This is a genomic window from Lacrimispora sp. (assembly GCF_047605665.1).
GTDB lineage: Bacteria > Bacillota > Clostridia > Lachnospirales > Lachnospiraceae > Lacrimispora.
Genome location: NZ_JASGFH010000006.1, coordinates 166,672 through 180,520 on the forward strand (window position 1 = coordinate 166,672; position 13,849 = coordinate 180,520).

The window sequence follows — 13,849 nt, forward strand, 5'->3', positions numbered from 1 at the left end:
ACTTTAACCGCCTATTCCCTGCTGACTTCTTTTATCAGATTCATCATCAGATCATTCATATCCGTCAGGTCACTTCTCACGATGGCATCTTCTATGGCATCAACTTCCAGGCTTGGCCTGTAATCATTGATCTCAGCTTCAAAATCAATCATATCCGTTCCTCCTTAAAACCTCTTTTATCTCACCCATTAAGTAAAGGGAACCAACGCAAAACAGCAGATGCCCTTCATCCTTTTTATGAAGCATATACGAAACAGCTTCCTCCACTGTCTGAAACCCTTTCACATCACAGCCGCAGAAACTCTGAAATTCCTCAAGCAGAACTTCCGTTTCCAGGCCCCTTTCTGAATCAATATGAGCCACCGCTCCCTCATCGAGAGGAAGGGCCTTCGCAATCTCTTTTATCATCTGTCTGTGATCCTTGTCGGAAACAGAAGAAAACAGGATATTGGCTCTCTTCCCCCTTGCGGCGCAAAGTCCGGCTGCCGCCCTGGCAAAAGCCTCTGTTCCTCCGGGATTATGGGCCCCGTCGAGAAATACTCCGGGAAGTACCTCTTCCATCCTGCCCGGCCAGTACATGCCTGCAATTCCTTCCTTTATCTGCTCCCGGCTGATTCTGCCCCTTAAGGCTTCATGGGACTGTACCGCTTCCAGAGTCCGGAATGAGAGAAATGCATTCATCACCTGATATTCGGCAGCAGAAGGAACGAAAACTTCCATGCTGTCTTCCCCAATTCCCTGAAATCTGGCCTTCCAGCCCTTGTCCTCATATCCGGTTATCTCATAACCCTGCCTGTCCGCCTCATAAAAAGGGGAGCAAAGCTCCACTGCTCTTTTTCGGATGACATCAGCGGCTGTGGGGTCATTTCCGTCAAAGACGACGGGAATTCCCTTCTTTATGATTCCGGCTTTTTCTGCTGCAATCTTTTCTATGGTATCACCTAAATATTCCACATGATCCAGGCTGATAGAAGTAATCACCGACACCATCGGATGGCGTATGACATTGGTGGTGTCAAGCCTTCCTCCCAGCCCGGTTTCCAGGATCACAATATCCATTTTTTCCTTATGGAACATATCCATTGCCATATAAAACAGAAACTCAAAGTAAGATGGGTGGCAGTATCCCCTCTCCATCATCTTTTCAGAAAGTGCTCTGACCGTCTGACAGCTCTCTTCAAAAGTCTTCTCAGGCACCATATCTCCATTGAAGCTAAAACGCTCCCTGATGTCGATTAGGTGGGGGGAAGTAAACGTCCCTGTCCTGAATCCGGCCTTTATGAAAACAGACTGGAGAAATGCACACACTGATCCCTTTCCATTGGTTCCTGCCACATGAATGATGTTCATATGCTCATCCGGCTCTCCCATCTCGGCAAGAAACCGGCGAATATCCTCCAGAGAATTTTTCTTTCTGGTCCACATGGGAATCCGTCCCAGATATTCTTTTGCACTTTCATAAACATTCATCGCAAACGTACCAGCTTCCATGGTTAAATTAACTGTCCGGAAAGCCTTAAAGCGAACCGAACTTCCTTTTATTATAATATATGTCCGTCAATATGCAACCCATTTCTTTCGCAAAAAGTCCTTTATTTCTACAAGACATTTTGACAGAGGGGGTATTTTAAAAAGGGAGGCCGGCACTTAAACGCACCGTTCTCCCTTGTCATTCATATATAAAACCGATTATCAGCCGCAGTATGCAATGGCTTCGATTTCTACCAGAGCGCCCTTTGGAAGTGCTGCCACTTCAAATGCTGCTCTTGCAGGGCAGTCGCCTTCGAAGAAGGTTGCATAAACTTCGTTCATTGCTGCAAAATCACTGATGTTCTTTAATAAAACAGTGGTCTTAACAACATTTGCCATGGTTAAGCCTTCGCTCTCTAAAATGGCCTGAACGTTTGTTAAAGACTGCTTTGTCTGGGAAGCTGCATCATCGCCTGCAAATGCTCCTGTTGCAGGATCAATTGGAAGCTGGCCGGATACGAATACATAATCTCCTCCGCGGATTGCCTGAGAATATGGGCCGATTGCTGCCGGTGCTTTTTCTGTAGCTAATACTTTCTTCATAATATTATCTCCTTTCATCTTGTCCGATGTGTTTTTGGATGTCATTTTTTATTAATTCTATATTAATAGATTAGCACACATTGATCAAATGTCAAGAAACTTTTTAAGGTGTCCTAAAAAAAATTCAGCACTTTAAAAACTTTTACCTCTTGTCATCTGGTATTGAATACTATATAATATGATGAAGGGATACGATCCCTTATGTACAGCATGGGCGGTGCAGAATGGAGGAACATATGAAGACCAATAACGAAAGATTGCGGGATATATTAAAGCATCTGGAAACCTTAGATTATATCAGTCCGGAAGCCATCCCTGACATTGATTTATATATGGATCAGGTCACCACTTTTATGGATGAACACTTAAAAGGCACCAAGCGCCATCCGGAAGATAAAATCCTGACCAAAACCATGATTAACAATTATGCTAAGAATAATCTGCTTCCGGCTCCCAGCAAAAAGAAATATTCCAAGGAACACATCCTTCTTCTGGTTTTTATCTATTATTTTAAAAATATGCTTTCCTTCCACGACATTGAACAGCTCTTCCGCCCCATTACGGAAAAGCACTTCAATTCCCCGGAGGAACTGCCTTTAGAAGAAGTTTACAGGGAGATTTTTTCCTGGACAAAAGACGGCATGGACCGGATCAAAAAAGACATTGTCCGGAAATACCAGGATACGAGCCAGACCTTTGCCGATAAAGGGCTGGAGGGAGAGGATTTGGAGTATCTCCGCCTGTTCGCCTGGATCTGCGAGCTTTCCTTTGATGTTTATGTAAAAAAACAGGTGGTGGAACAGATCATCGACGACTTGAGGGAAGCAGAACCCATAAAAAAGAAAAAATAAGTAAAACAGAGGGCATGCACCGGATTCCGGTATCTGCCCTCTGCTTTATTTTTCTTCTTTTTTCTCGTCTTCCAGCCGTTTAAACACCATATCGTATCCGTCGTTTCCGTAATTCAAGGAACGGTTCACCCGGCTGATGGTGGCTGTAGAAGCTCCTGTTTTTTCCGCAATTTCCAGATAAGTGCGGCCTTCCCGCAGCATCTTGGCTACCTCGTACCTTTGAGATAAGCTCAGCAGCTCATTGACCGTACACACATCCTCAAAGAACGTATAACACTCCTCCGGTGTTTTTAAGGTTAAAACAGCTTCAAACAGATGATCTACGGCATCTGTCTTGATCTTTTTATTCATAGTATTTCGATCCCCTTTTACTTCCTTTTGCAACTAAGGGAATTTTAACATATTAAAGTTGTAAAGTCTACAAAAAAGATATTACGTAAGCATAAATTTTTCTACCACATGGGCGATGCCGTCGTCGTTGTTGGAGAGAGTCACATAATCAGCCGCCGTCTTTACCGGAAGAACTGCATTTTCCATGGCAACGCCAAGTCCTGCATACTTGATCATGGATAAGTCATTGTAGCCGTCTCCGCAGGCGATCATCTCCTCCCGGCTCATGCCAAGCCTTGAAAGAAGGCGCTCCAGGCTTGCCGCCTTGTCAATCCCTTTGGGGAGAATCTCCAGGAAATACGGCTCTGAGCGGTAAACGCTGTAATCCCTGCCCAAGGCTGCCTTCACCTTTGGCTCTACCATGGCAAGGTAATCGCCGTCTTCCAGCATCAGAAACTTTTCAACGGGAAACTGCACATAGGACTCCATATCGCTGATTTCTTTTATTTCCAGCTTGTTGATGGCTGATTCCTTTCCCACATATTCATCTGCTCCATTGGGGGTGATGATCTGCTCATTCTCATAGGTGAGGATATTCACTCCGTGATCCCTGGCCATGCGGATGATCCTGGCGTTGGAGGATACCGGCAATTCCCTTGCAAAGATTGTTTCTCTCGTTTTGCAGTCAATGATGCGGCCTCCATTAAAGGAAAGAATATATCCCCCTGACTGGTCAAGCTCCAGCTCTCTGGCTAAAGGCATCACACCATAGGTGGGCCGTCCGGAGGCCAGCACGATAATCCCGCCCTGAGCTTTTAGCTCAAAAAGCATTTCTTTTGTACGAGGCGTTATCTCCTTGTTCCTATTCGTTAAGGTTCCATCCAAATCCAGTACAATCATCCGGTAGTTCATTATTGCTTACTCTCCTGCTTCTGTAAATTTAAATTGAAGTTCTGTTTGCCCTCAAACAGCTTATCTGTCACTCTCTGACAACTGATTCGCCTTACTTTTATATATAGTATACATTATGATCAAATTCCCCACAAGCAAAATTAAAAACTGCCCAAAATTGGGGCGTTACAGCCGTTTCATTTTTCCTTGCTTTATTGTGTCACCTATGCTAATATTGGAAAGGTTTAAATGCACATACATACTGGAGGAAATATGAGCAACGAAAAACAACTTAATACAATTGCCAATCCTGGGCCCCTTGGACTTTTAGGTTTTGGAATGACAACCATTCTTCTTAATCTCCACAATGCAGGAATTATACCGCTTTCCATCGTTATAGTAGCTATGGGATTCGCTCTCGGCGGTGCAGCACAGATAATCGCGGGAGTCATGGAATTTAAGAAAAATAATTTATTTGGAGCCACTGCTTTTACAGCCTATGGATTTTTCTGGTGGTCCCTCATCGTAATCTGGAATAACCCATTCAAGGGGATAGAAAGTGCCGATGAAAAAAGTATGGGATTCTATCTGCTGCTTTGGGGAATCTTCACACTTTTCATGTTCATAGGAACATTGAAACACAACCGTGCATCACAGGTCGTATTCCTGTCCTTAACAGCATTATTTTTCCTTCTGGCAATCGGTGATTTCACTGGTATCCACGCAATCAAAATACTTGCAGGATACACTGGAATATTCTGCGGTGCCTCTGCAGTCTATAACTCAGCGGCTCAGATCCTTAACAACGAATTTAACAAAACAGTTCTTCCTTTATAATTCCAGGTACTTACGGTACTTAAACGCCCCTATCCCTCATTCACGAGGAGATCAGGGGTTTCTTTTTTTTACTTTCAGTCCCGATGACATCAAAAGATATTCCCCAAAATACACTATAATAATTGCAGATTTATGGGCTTAAAGCCCCATGAAATGATCTGGAGGTGCAGTTTGAAACAAACAATCGCCTTATTTTTGACAATTCTCATACTATTTGTATGTCTGACAAGCTGCAGGGTTGGACACAGAAAATGGATAAGACCGCTTTTCTTCTCTATTCCTTCCATGACTATAGAATCACAAAATTTTCAAAGACAAAGTACCTTCCTTTATTCCCATAATAAAATGTAGTATTAAGAATCTCTATAAAGGAGGATTTATGAGAAAAGCCTATCACTTTTTTCTGGCAGCAGTACTGGCCGGGGTGTCGCTGCTCAGTCTCGCTGCCTGCGGTTCCAAGACGAAAACGGCAGACTTGACTCCAGTCACACTGAATGAAGTGGCCCACTCTATTTTTTATGCACCCCAATATGCGGCCATTGAGCTGGGGTATTTTAAAGACGAGGGCATCGATTTGACCCTGGTCAACGGAGCAGGAGCCGACAAGGTTATGACCGCCCTCATATCCGGTGACGCTGATATCGGATTTATGGGCTCTGAAGCCAGCATCTATACTTATGCAAACGGTGCGGAAGACTATGCCGTAAACTTTGCCCAGTTGACCCAGCGGGCAGGAAACTTTCTCGTGGGAAGGGATGCCCAGCCTGAGTTTCAATGGGCTGATTTAAAGGGAAAGAAGGTAATCGGAGGAAGAGCAGGCGGAATGCCTCAGATGGTATTTGAGTATATCTTAAAGAAAAACGGCATTGACCCTGTCGCAGATTTGACCATTGACCAGAGCATCAGCTTTGGCCTCACTGCTGCTGCATTTACCAGCAATGATGCGAATTATACTGTCGAATTTGAGCCGTTCGCTACCGGACTTGAAAAAGAAGGCAGCGGCCACGTGGTAGCTTCCCTGGGCGTTGATTCCGGTTATGTGCCTTATACGGCATACAGTGCAAAGAAAAGCTATATGGAGAAGAATCCGGAAACCATACAGAAATTTACCAACGCCATTCAAAAGGGACTGGAATACGTCAATTCCCATTCTTCGGAAGAGATCGCAAAAGTGATTCAGCCCCAGTTTAAGAACCGGGGCTGCAAAATGACAGGGATGCCAAACCGGAGCTGTATCATTCCCATGGCAGCCGGTTAATATTGTTCAATTTACAATTCACAAGTCGAATCAGGATCGTTTTCCTGGGGCTTGCAGGAATATACGGTTCCGGCTGTTTCCCCGCCTTTGAGCCTGAACTGCTCGACCTTTTCCAGTAACACAGACGCACGGGAAGACATCTCCACACTGGTGGCGGAGTTTTCTTCTGCTGTGGCTGCATTTGACTGAACCACGGCGGAAACCTGATTCAGTCCCTCCCTGATCTGGTCAATGGCAATGGCCTGTCCTTCTGAAACCTCTCTGATTCTGGAAATATTCTCAATGACCTTCACAGTATCGGCCTCTGCTCCTTCTAAAATCTCCGCTGTCTGTGCCGCAATCCGCACACCATCCTCCACCATTCCGGCAGATGTTCCGATCAATTCCGCTGTTTGACGGGCAGCCTCTGCGGATTTTCCGGCCAAGTTGCGGACTTCATCGGCAACAACCGCAAAACCTTTTCCTGCATCTCCGGCACGGGCGGCTTCAATCGCAGCATTTAAAGCCAAAATATTGGTCTGGAAGGCAATGTCTTCAATTACCTTTGTAATGCTGGCTATTCTGTCAGAAGCATTCCCGATATTTCCCATGGCCTCAGTCAACTGCTTCATATGCTGGTTTCCTGTATCCATCCGCTTGCCTGCCTGCTGAAGCTGTTCTGTGGTGGCGGTCACCTGCTCTGCGTTTTCTTCTGCCTGTCGGGCCAGCTCTGCAATGGAAGCACTGAGCTCCTCTACCGCTGCTGCCTGCTGGGTGGAACCGGAAGCGAGAACCTGGGCTCCGTCAGAAACCTGTCCTGCACCGGCACTGACCTGGTCAGCCGTGATGCTGATGATCTTCATGATTTCATTGGTATTATCGATCATATGGTTGATGGCGCTGTTCACACCGTCATGTTCGCTGCGCACCGCAAGGAAAACATCATAATTTCGTTCAGCCAGCTCCTTGAGCACAGAGGCCTGCACCTTCATGCATCTGGTCAGCCTTAAGAAAGACTGGCCCAATCGTCCGATTTCATCGTCAATATTGTAATCAATTTCCACATCCAAAACGCCTATGGCCACGGTTTCGGCGCATTGGGTTATTTTCTGGATCGGCTCCATAATCGACCTGGTAATGCGCAGGGAGAGCACAAGGCCTGCCCCTACTGCCACAATAAGGAAGAGGATGATCAGCCAGATAACGCCAGTTTGAACGGCGGCAATCGTCTCCATCTTCTCATTGAGAAGAACGGCATACCGTTCTTCAATCTGGCCGATGAGGGAAATGGTCTCATTGGTGCGGGGCAGGATATTTTCCTGGAAAGTATTCATTGCCTCCTGGTTCTTTCCCGCTTTTATAAGGGCATTGATCTGCTCTGCTTCATTATGTATATAGTCGTGAGGCCCCTTTACCTCATTAAATAAACGAATCAGCTCCTGATCGTTGGTTTTAGAAGAGTCACTTGCCAGCCATTTTCCCAAAGCGCAGGCTGTCGGATCTGTAGCTCCTGTAAAATCTGAACCAGTGCTCACCGTCATTGTCAGGGAATGACGCCATTCATAGTGCGCAGACAGAACATTGGCCGCGTCTGCATAAGATTGGCGGATTGCCTCCTGCTGCCGGGATAAATGACTGATCCACTGGGTCGATACCAGACCTATGATTCCTAAAATCCAGCCAATCACCGCAATAACCGCAAATCCTCCCATAATTCTCGAACGAAGTTTCATAAAAAGTTCTCCTCCCCATGTGTTTTACTGAATATCTTTTGTGTTTTTTATTGCATATATTGTTATTTTATTATATAAAATATAAATTGCAACATTTTTCGACAATAAATTTTATCAATATGGGAAAATCATAACTTTTTTTTATGTTTTCACTGACCAGGAGCGTCCAGACCCCCGGCCCCTCACCTCTATTTTCCCTTCTTTTTTAAGGTCTGCCACTCTTTCAAATGCAGTCCGCTCTCCCAGACCCAGTTCTTTTGCCATCTGCTTTAAGCTGATCCTGGGATTTTTCTCAATCATACGGCAAACCAGTTCTTTGGAATGATCGATGGCTGTACTGCTGTATTTAAGCTTATGCGGGCTGAATGGAACCTCCATGGAATACTCATGATTTCCGGACAGATCATTTCCATATCTTATCCCCCTCAACTGCTGCTGATCAAAAACAAGTTTTAAGCAGTCCTTATATACCGCTATATATTTTACAGAATCCATTAAGGTAAAAGCTGCAGCCTCTTCGATTCCGCCATGTTTTAAAGATTCTTCTATCTCTTTCAGTCGTTTTTCCATTTTACAGATCATATTTCTTCCATCTTCCAGCTCTTTTAAATGGATTTCCATCTGATTTTTCTCTTCCTTCAGTTTTAATTCCATCTGCTCATAATTATCGTCAGAAATCTTTCCATCCAGATATTTTTCCAGTAATACTTCCTGTCTTTTAGAAACCGCCTGTATTCTTTTTTGTAAGCCGGCTTCCGTTTCCTCTCCTGCTGTCTCCCCAAGAATCTTTTCCACCACTGACATGGTTTCTGCGATAAGCGTCTGTCTGTCAGGCAGTTGTTCAAACGGTTCTCTTACCTCTGTTCCTAAAATATCAATCAGGAAATCCTCATCAACAGAAGGGCCGTCGCATCCTTTTCCTATGTCCGCATTCCTGGAAGAAGAATTTGTACTGCGTCCAAATTTAAGATATGTGCTGCATTTCCACTGCAAAACCTGGGTTGATTTACGGTATCTCCTGGATTTATAGTACGGTTTCCCGCAAATTCCGCATATCAGCTTTCCGGAAAAATTGTACTTTCCTTTGTTTCTCCCCTGCCTGTCAGTTGTTTTATCGTCATTTCCTGTTTGGACACGGCTATCCATCAGGGCATTGGCCTTTTCCCAGTCCTCCCTTGAAATAATGGCCGGAACTGCATTTTCTTTTACGAGCCATTGATCGGGGGGGATATGGACCGCGGACTTTGTATTGAAATCAAATTTCACTTTATTCATAATCATGGTTCCCATAACCAGAGGATTGCGGATGATCCGCCTGATTGTGCCTTCTCCTATTTCATTTCCCTGGCGGTTTCGATATCCATGACCATACAAAAGCTTTCCAATCGCTCTCACCCCGTATCCTTCCCTGCAATAGTCAAATATCAGACGTATCATTTCTGCCTCTTCCTCTACAATGACAATTTTCTTTTTCCCATCTGCCTGAACCTCTTTTTTATAGCCGTAAGTGCGGCTGCCAAGCATCATCACTTCCCCCCGCTCCTGGCGTTTGGCATGGGCATTGGACAGCTTTTTGGACAGTTCCCTGGAATATTCCTCTGCTAAAATGGCTTTAATTCCGATTACAATTTTATCATCGGGCTTATAATAGGTCCTGTCCAGATAAAAATACAGCTTAATGTCATTTTTAATAATCAAGTCCAACAGGAGGTAAAAATCGAGGATATTCCGGTTCATCCGGTCCAGTGATTTCGTGACTATCACGTCAAACTCCCGTTCCTCTATCCGGGAGACCATGCGCAGATATTCTTTTCTCGTGCTGGTGGTTCCGGTCCGGCCCTCATCGATAAACTTATCGACCAGATCAAACCCCAAGTGCTCTACAGATTCTTCTGCTTCTGCGATCTGCTTATCCAATGAATCAATCTGTGCGTCACTGCTTGTGGAAACCCGGCAGTAAATGACGGCTCGGAGTCTGGGCTGCATACATATCCCCTCTTAAATCTTTCTTATTTCTTTATCATCTCATCAAATTTCTTTTTTTCCCTTATATCTATAAGCCCCTGGCGAAAAAGGAAGGCGCCGATCTGCTTCATCACCTGTTCTTTCTGTATTAACGGATACCGTTCCGTTTTCCCGGCGTTTTCACTGGAATTATCATCAAAATCAGGCATGACTGACTCCCGTGCCTTTTTCCTAATTATATTCTCTGAATTATTTTGCCATGACAGGTCATAGCCCTGTGCGGAGACCGGACAACAGATAAGAGCCATTTCCCGCATTGAAAATGCAGAAAACAGCTCTTAATAAATTCAGTGAAAATTATGCGGGATTAAGCCCCTCTTTTTTTAGAAAATCCCATCAAATCCATTTGCAGGGCAAATATATCCCTTGCTTTCAGATTTTGCAGGGCGCCTTCCATAAAATAGGCTTCTCCTGCCATTTCAACCTTATCCCGCCTGACATCCGGCCCCCAAATAATGGTTGGCACTCCGTCTCCGGTATGGTCTTTCGCTTCACACGGAGTGGAATGATCTGCGGTAAAAGCGATGTAACAACGGTCCTTTTCAATGTGATTCATAATATATCCCATCATGCCGTCAATCTCTTCAATAATCCGGACTTTTTCCAAGGGCTGATTGTCATGGCCTGCCAGATCGGTTCCCTTGACATGGATGACGACCCAGTCGTAGCCTTCCCCGATAGCCTCTACGGCCTTTTGGGCTTTTCCCATGTAGTCGGTGGTAAAGCCTCCGGTAAAGGAATCCTGCACATAGTAATCAAAGCCCACCAGACCGGCAATTCCTCCCACGGTAATGTCTCCCGCAATACAGAGCGCCCGGATTCCCGTCTTTTTTGCCGTGCTGGGTATGGCGCTTAACTGCCCAGGCCCTCTCGTTAAGATCACATTGGCCGGCAAAAGCCCGTTCCTGATCCGTTCCTGGTTGACCGGATGATCTTTTAAGATATCAGAGGCCTTTTTTGTAAATTCCCACAGGTTTTCCGCTGTTTTAAGAGCTTCTTCGCACTGGGGATTTTCCGGATGAGGAACCACCAGCCTGACTCCTTCATTGGCAGTTCCCACGTCTGTGGGCACAATGGCGGCAGACAGCCCCTTTCCCCGAAGAACAACCGCAACCCGGTGCTCCGTCAGCTCTTTTACAAGAACCAGGGTGCCGTCTTCAAGGCACATGCCGGATAACGCTTTCGCCAGTTCTGCCGTTCCGTCTTTAATTCGTCCGGCTCTCCGGTCAATGACTATGTTTTCTTCATCAACGGTTCCAAAATTCCCGCGAAAAGCCACATCCCCTTCCTTCATCTCTATCCCCGCGCTTAAAGCCTCCAGCGGTCCTCTGCCGGGATAATACTTGTCGGAATCGCAGCCAAAGATTTCCATATGGCCCACATCAGTGCCGACGGGAATCCCCGGTGCGATTGGGTATACATTTCCTGTGCTGCCTTCCCTTGCCAGGCAGTCCAGATTAGGGGTATAGGCGTATTCCAAAGGGGTCATACCGTTTAACACCTTGATTGGTCTATCTCCCAGACCATCAGAAATGATTAATATTCCCTGTCTTTTTCTCATATATCAGCACTCCTTTTTTTTCGATTATTTTTTGACCGGCTTTTTAAGCAGATCTAAATTGCGGTACATATACCCAGCCGACAGAACAGCAATAATGACCCAAAGAAAAATTGCGGAACTGCTTTTGCGAACGAATACATTAATTGCAAGCTTGGATTCCTTGCCCGGTGCAACTTCCCCGAAATCGTAGCCTCCAAATGTATACCCATCTTCACTGGTAATGGTGTAAGGCTTTTTATCAGAGTAATCTACGATACTAAGAAGCTCTTTTTCCTTAGGAACGGCAATTTTCATGATATAGGAATCGATGGTCAGAGGGGTGTTATTCTTAGTCTTAAAAGAAAATGTCATCGCGTTGCCGGGGTAAGTATCACCCAAATCCGCCTCTTCACCTTCATAGAAACCTTCGCCCCGCAAAACCACCTGGAAAGAAACCTCTGCTTCCTTTTCATTGAATACTGCCAGATGATAAACCTGGTCTCCGTCTGTTCTTTCTTCGATATGATCTGATGCCAGCGTGCCTGAAGTGGCTGTTACGGATTCTACCTCTGTCTTCTTCCACATAGGAAAGCTGACTTCTCCGGAGGCATTTGTTTTGGCATTTATAATTTGAGTGATGACTGCGTCTTTTCCCTCCGGCGTTATCCTGTCCTCCAGGGAAGAGACTTTGCCATCATCACCTGCATAGGCAGCCTGCGCCGCTGCCAATGTGACAAACAGACTTAAACACAGAATATATGAGATTTTTTTCATTGCTTTCATACTTTTTTCTTCCTTTCTATTAATATCTGCAAGTAAATGAAGCTATACAAGACCGATGACTCTAAACCATGTCAGGGAAGCGATGATCATAAGACCCCATTTAGCTAACAGCACCAGCGAACTATAGAGCATTTGTTCCAGTACATTGAAAAAACCGGTATTATAATAGATTAAGTTAACCTTGCTGTGAGGCGGTAAGGTGATGGTATCGGAAATACAGAATGCAGCCGGAAGAGCCAGGGCTACCGGATTGACTCCGGTTGCGTTTGCAATACCGATGATAGTTGGAATAAGTATAATGGTTCTCACTGTTTTGGATGTAAATATAAAGTGGCTGAAGCTGGCAATGAGCATGATGATGGCAAATATTACAGTAAAGCTCATATTTTCTATGCCTAAGTGGGCGAACAGGGAGTTAAGTCCCCAGGCTGCCACACCTGTTTCATCCAATGCCACACCGGCTGCATAAGCTCCGCAGGCAAAAATTAACAGGTTCCAGGATATCTTTGCCTCTTTCCATTGCAGTATGCCGATGTAAGGAAGGAAGAAAAGTCCTGCTGATAAAACAGCCACCATAACAAGGCTGAGCTGGAAACCGAATATACGAATCTGGTTGGTGTCGAGGGCCCATAAAGCGATGGTGATTGCAAAGATGATCAGAGCTTTCTTTTCTACCAGGCTCATCTTTCCAAGATTTTTCTGTTCTTCTTTCAAAAGACCTAAATCCACTTTAGCATCAGAAGCAGGAATCTTAAAGAGAAGCTTTCCTATAAAGAAAGATGCCAGCAGCGTTAAGATTGTCACCGGAGCAGACGCGATGAACCAGTAGGACCATGAAATATTTTGTCCCGTCAAATCCTTAATAAAGCCAATAGCCATAATCTGGGCACTGGTGGCGGTTACAATAGCACATGTGGACAGGTTGTTGGATTGAATTCCCTGGATAGCCAAAAGTTTTCCCAGATTATTTTTAGGATCGTTAATGGTGCTTCCAAAGGCTTGAATCACCAGCATAACGATTGGGAACATCATGGCTGCACGGGCAGTTGTGGAAGGAACTACAAAAGCGATCAGGAAGTTGGTGCCTATCAAGAGCAACAGGATGCTGTTTACACTCTTGCCGAACCTGGTTATCAGGTTTAGCGCCAGCCTCTTTGCAAGGCCGCTTTTTTCCATACCTGAGGCGATGATGAAAGCGGTAAAGGTCAGCCAGATAACCTCATACCCCAGCACTCCCATCGCCTTCTCTTCTTCCCATATACCCAAAATGGGAAGGGCTACAATGACCAGCAGGGAAACCGCATAGTTAGGCAGGCTTTCTGCTACCCACAGAATCAGGGCCGTTAAAAATACTCCCAAAGCCATCTTTCCTGCATAAGACAGCCCTACGGGTACAGGGGTGGAATAGAAAAGTCCGAATACAATCAATGCGATGGGCAGTCCGAAAAACTGCATTTTTAATTCAAATGGACTTTTGACTTTCTTTACTTTTACCTCCTGTTTTGACAATGTTGATTTTACTTCACTCATGGAAATGTCTCCTTTCTTA

At 45.1% G+C, this 13,849-nt stretch carries 13 protein-coding genes and 1 pseudogene; 3 read left to right on the forward strand and 11 right to left on the reverse strand.

All coding sequences use genetic code 11. From position 1 onward, the window contains the following. Positions 1 to 11 precede the first annotated feature (11 nt). The 3 genes from QM657_RS06780 to QM657_RS06790 all read right to left on the reverse strand — a co-directional run bounded on the left by QM657_RS06780 (position 12) and on the right by QM657_RS06790 (position 2,073). Positions 12 to 152 (reverse strand): hypothetical protein, encoded by a 141-nt coding sequence (locus QM657_RS06780; protein WP_333652567.1) that lies wholly within the window; start codon positions 150 to 152, stop codon positions 12 to 14. Then, the gene (locus QM657_RS06785) at positions 145 to 1,470 is read right to left on the reverse strand and encodes a bifunctional folylpolyglutamate synthase/dihydrofolate synthase (protein WP_415065838.1); all 1,326 of its coding nucleotides are present in this window, start codon (positions 1,468 to 1,470) and stop codon (positions 145 to 147) included. The genes QM657_RS06780 and QM657_RS06785 overlap by 8 nt, the downstream gene beginning before the upstream one ends. A 222-nt stretch (positions 1,471 to 1,692) precedes the next feature. Beyond that, positions 1,693 to 2,073, reverse strand: a complete 381-nt coding sequence (locus QM657_RS06790) for a RidA family protein (RefSeq protein WP_415065839.1) — start codon at positions 2,071 to 2,073, stop codon at positions 1,693 to 1,695. Positions 2,074 to 2,309: 236 nt separating this feature from the next. Between QM657_RS06790 and QM657_RS06795 the strand changes: the two genes are divergently transcribed. Continuing rightward, a complete protein-coding gene (locus QM657_RS06795; RefSeq protein ID WP_415065840.1) occupies positions 2,310 to 2,924 on the forward strand; it encodes a DUF1836 domain-containing protein in 615 nt (204 codons plus the stop codon). A gap of 45 nt (positions 2,925 to 2,969) precedes the next feature. On the opposite strand, the gene QM657_RS06800 is transcribed toward QM657_RS06795, so the two are convergent. Then, the gene (locus QM657_RS06800; protein WP_415065841.1) at positions 2,970 to 3,275 is read right to left on the reverse strand and encodes a YerC/YecD family TrpR-related protein; all 306 of its coding nucleotides are present in this window, start codon (positions 3,273 to 3,275) and stop codon (positions 2,970 to 2,972) included. Between the two features lie 81 nt (positions 3,276 to 3,356). Continuing rightward, the gene (locus QM657_RS06805) at positions 3,357 to 4,166 is read right to left on the reverse strand and encodes a Cof-type HAD-IIB family hydrolase (RefSeq protein ID WP_415065842.1); all 810 of its coding nucleotides are present in this window, start codon (positions 4,164 to 4,166) and stop codon (positions 3,357 to 3,359) included. Between the two features lie 252 nt (positions 4,167 to 4,418). Between QM657_RS06805 and QM657_RS06810 the strand changes: the two genes are divergently transcribed. Both QM657_RS06810 and QM657_RS06815 read left to right on the forward strand, forming a co-directional pair. After that, entirely contained in the window at positions 4,419 to 4,982 is a 564-nt protein-coding gene (locus QM657_RS06810; protein ID WP_415065843.1) for an acetate uptake transporter, read from the forward strand. Between the two features lie 379 nt (positions 4,983 to 5,361). Beyond that, positions 5,362 to 6,174, forward strand: a pseudogene (locus QM657_RS06815) (ABC transporter substrate-binding protein); the annotation flags it as partial. A gap of 77 nt (positions 6,175 to 6,251) precedes the next feature. On the opposite strand, the gene QM657_RS06820 reads toward QM657_RS06815, so the two are convergent. From QM657_RS06820 to QM657_RS06845, 6 genes are all read right to left on the reverse strand, one after another. Further along, positions 6,252 to 7,952: a methyl-accepting chemotaxis protein gene (locus tag QM657_RS06820; RefSeq protein WP_415065844.1), complete on the reverse strand. Its 1,701-nt coding sequence runs from the start codon at positions 7,950 to 7,952 to the stop codon at positions 6,252 to 6,254. Between the two features lie 141 nt (positions 7,953 to 8,093). After that, on the reverse strand, positions 8,094 to 9,938 hold the full coding sequence (locus tag QM657_RS06825; protein ID WP_415065845.1) for a recombinase family protein: 1,845 nt from the start codon (positions 9,936 to 9,938) through the stop codon (positions 8,094 to 8,096). 23 nt (positions 9,939 to 9,961) lie between these two features. Further along, positions 9,962 to 10,126: a hypothetical protein gene (locus QM657_RS06830; RefSeq protein ID WP_415065846.1), complete on the reverse strand. Its 165-nt coding sequence runs from the start codon at positions 10,124 to 10,126 to the stop codon at positions 9,962 to 9,964. A 158-nt stretch (positions 10,127 to 10,284) separates the two neighbouring features. Continuing rightward, the gene (gene apgM / locus QM657_RS06835) at positions 10,285 to 11,538 is read right to left on the reverse strand and encodes a 2,3-bisphosphoglycerate-independent phosphoglycerate mutase (protein ID WP_415065847.1); all 1,254 of its coding nucleotides are present in this window, start codon (positions 11,536 to 11,538) and stop codon (positions 10,285 to 10,287) included. Positions 11,539 to 11,562: 24 nt separating this feature from the next. Continuing rightward, positions 11,563 to 12,300 carry a hypothetical protein gene (locus QM657_RS06840; protein WP_415065849.1) on the reverse strand — a complete coding sequence of 246 codons (738 nt, stop codon included), beginning with the start codon at positions 12,298 to 12,300 and terminating at the stop codon, positions 11,563 to 11,565. Between the two features lie 42 nt (positions 12,301 to 12,342). Then, positions 12,343 to 13,830, reverse strand: coding sequence for an SLC13 family permease (locus tag QM657_RS06845; RefSeq protein ID WP_415065850.1), 1,488 nt, complete (start codon positions 13,828 to 13,830; stop codon positions 12,343 to 12,345). Between the last annotated feature and the right edge of the window lie 19 nt (positions 13,831 to 13,849).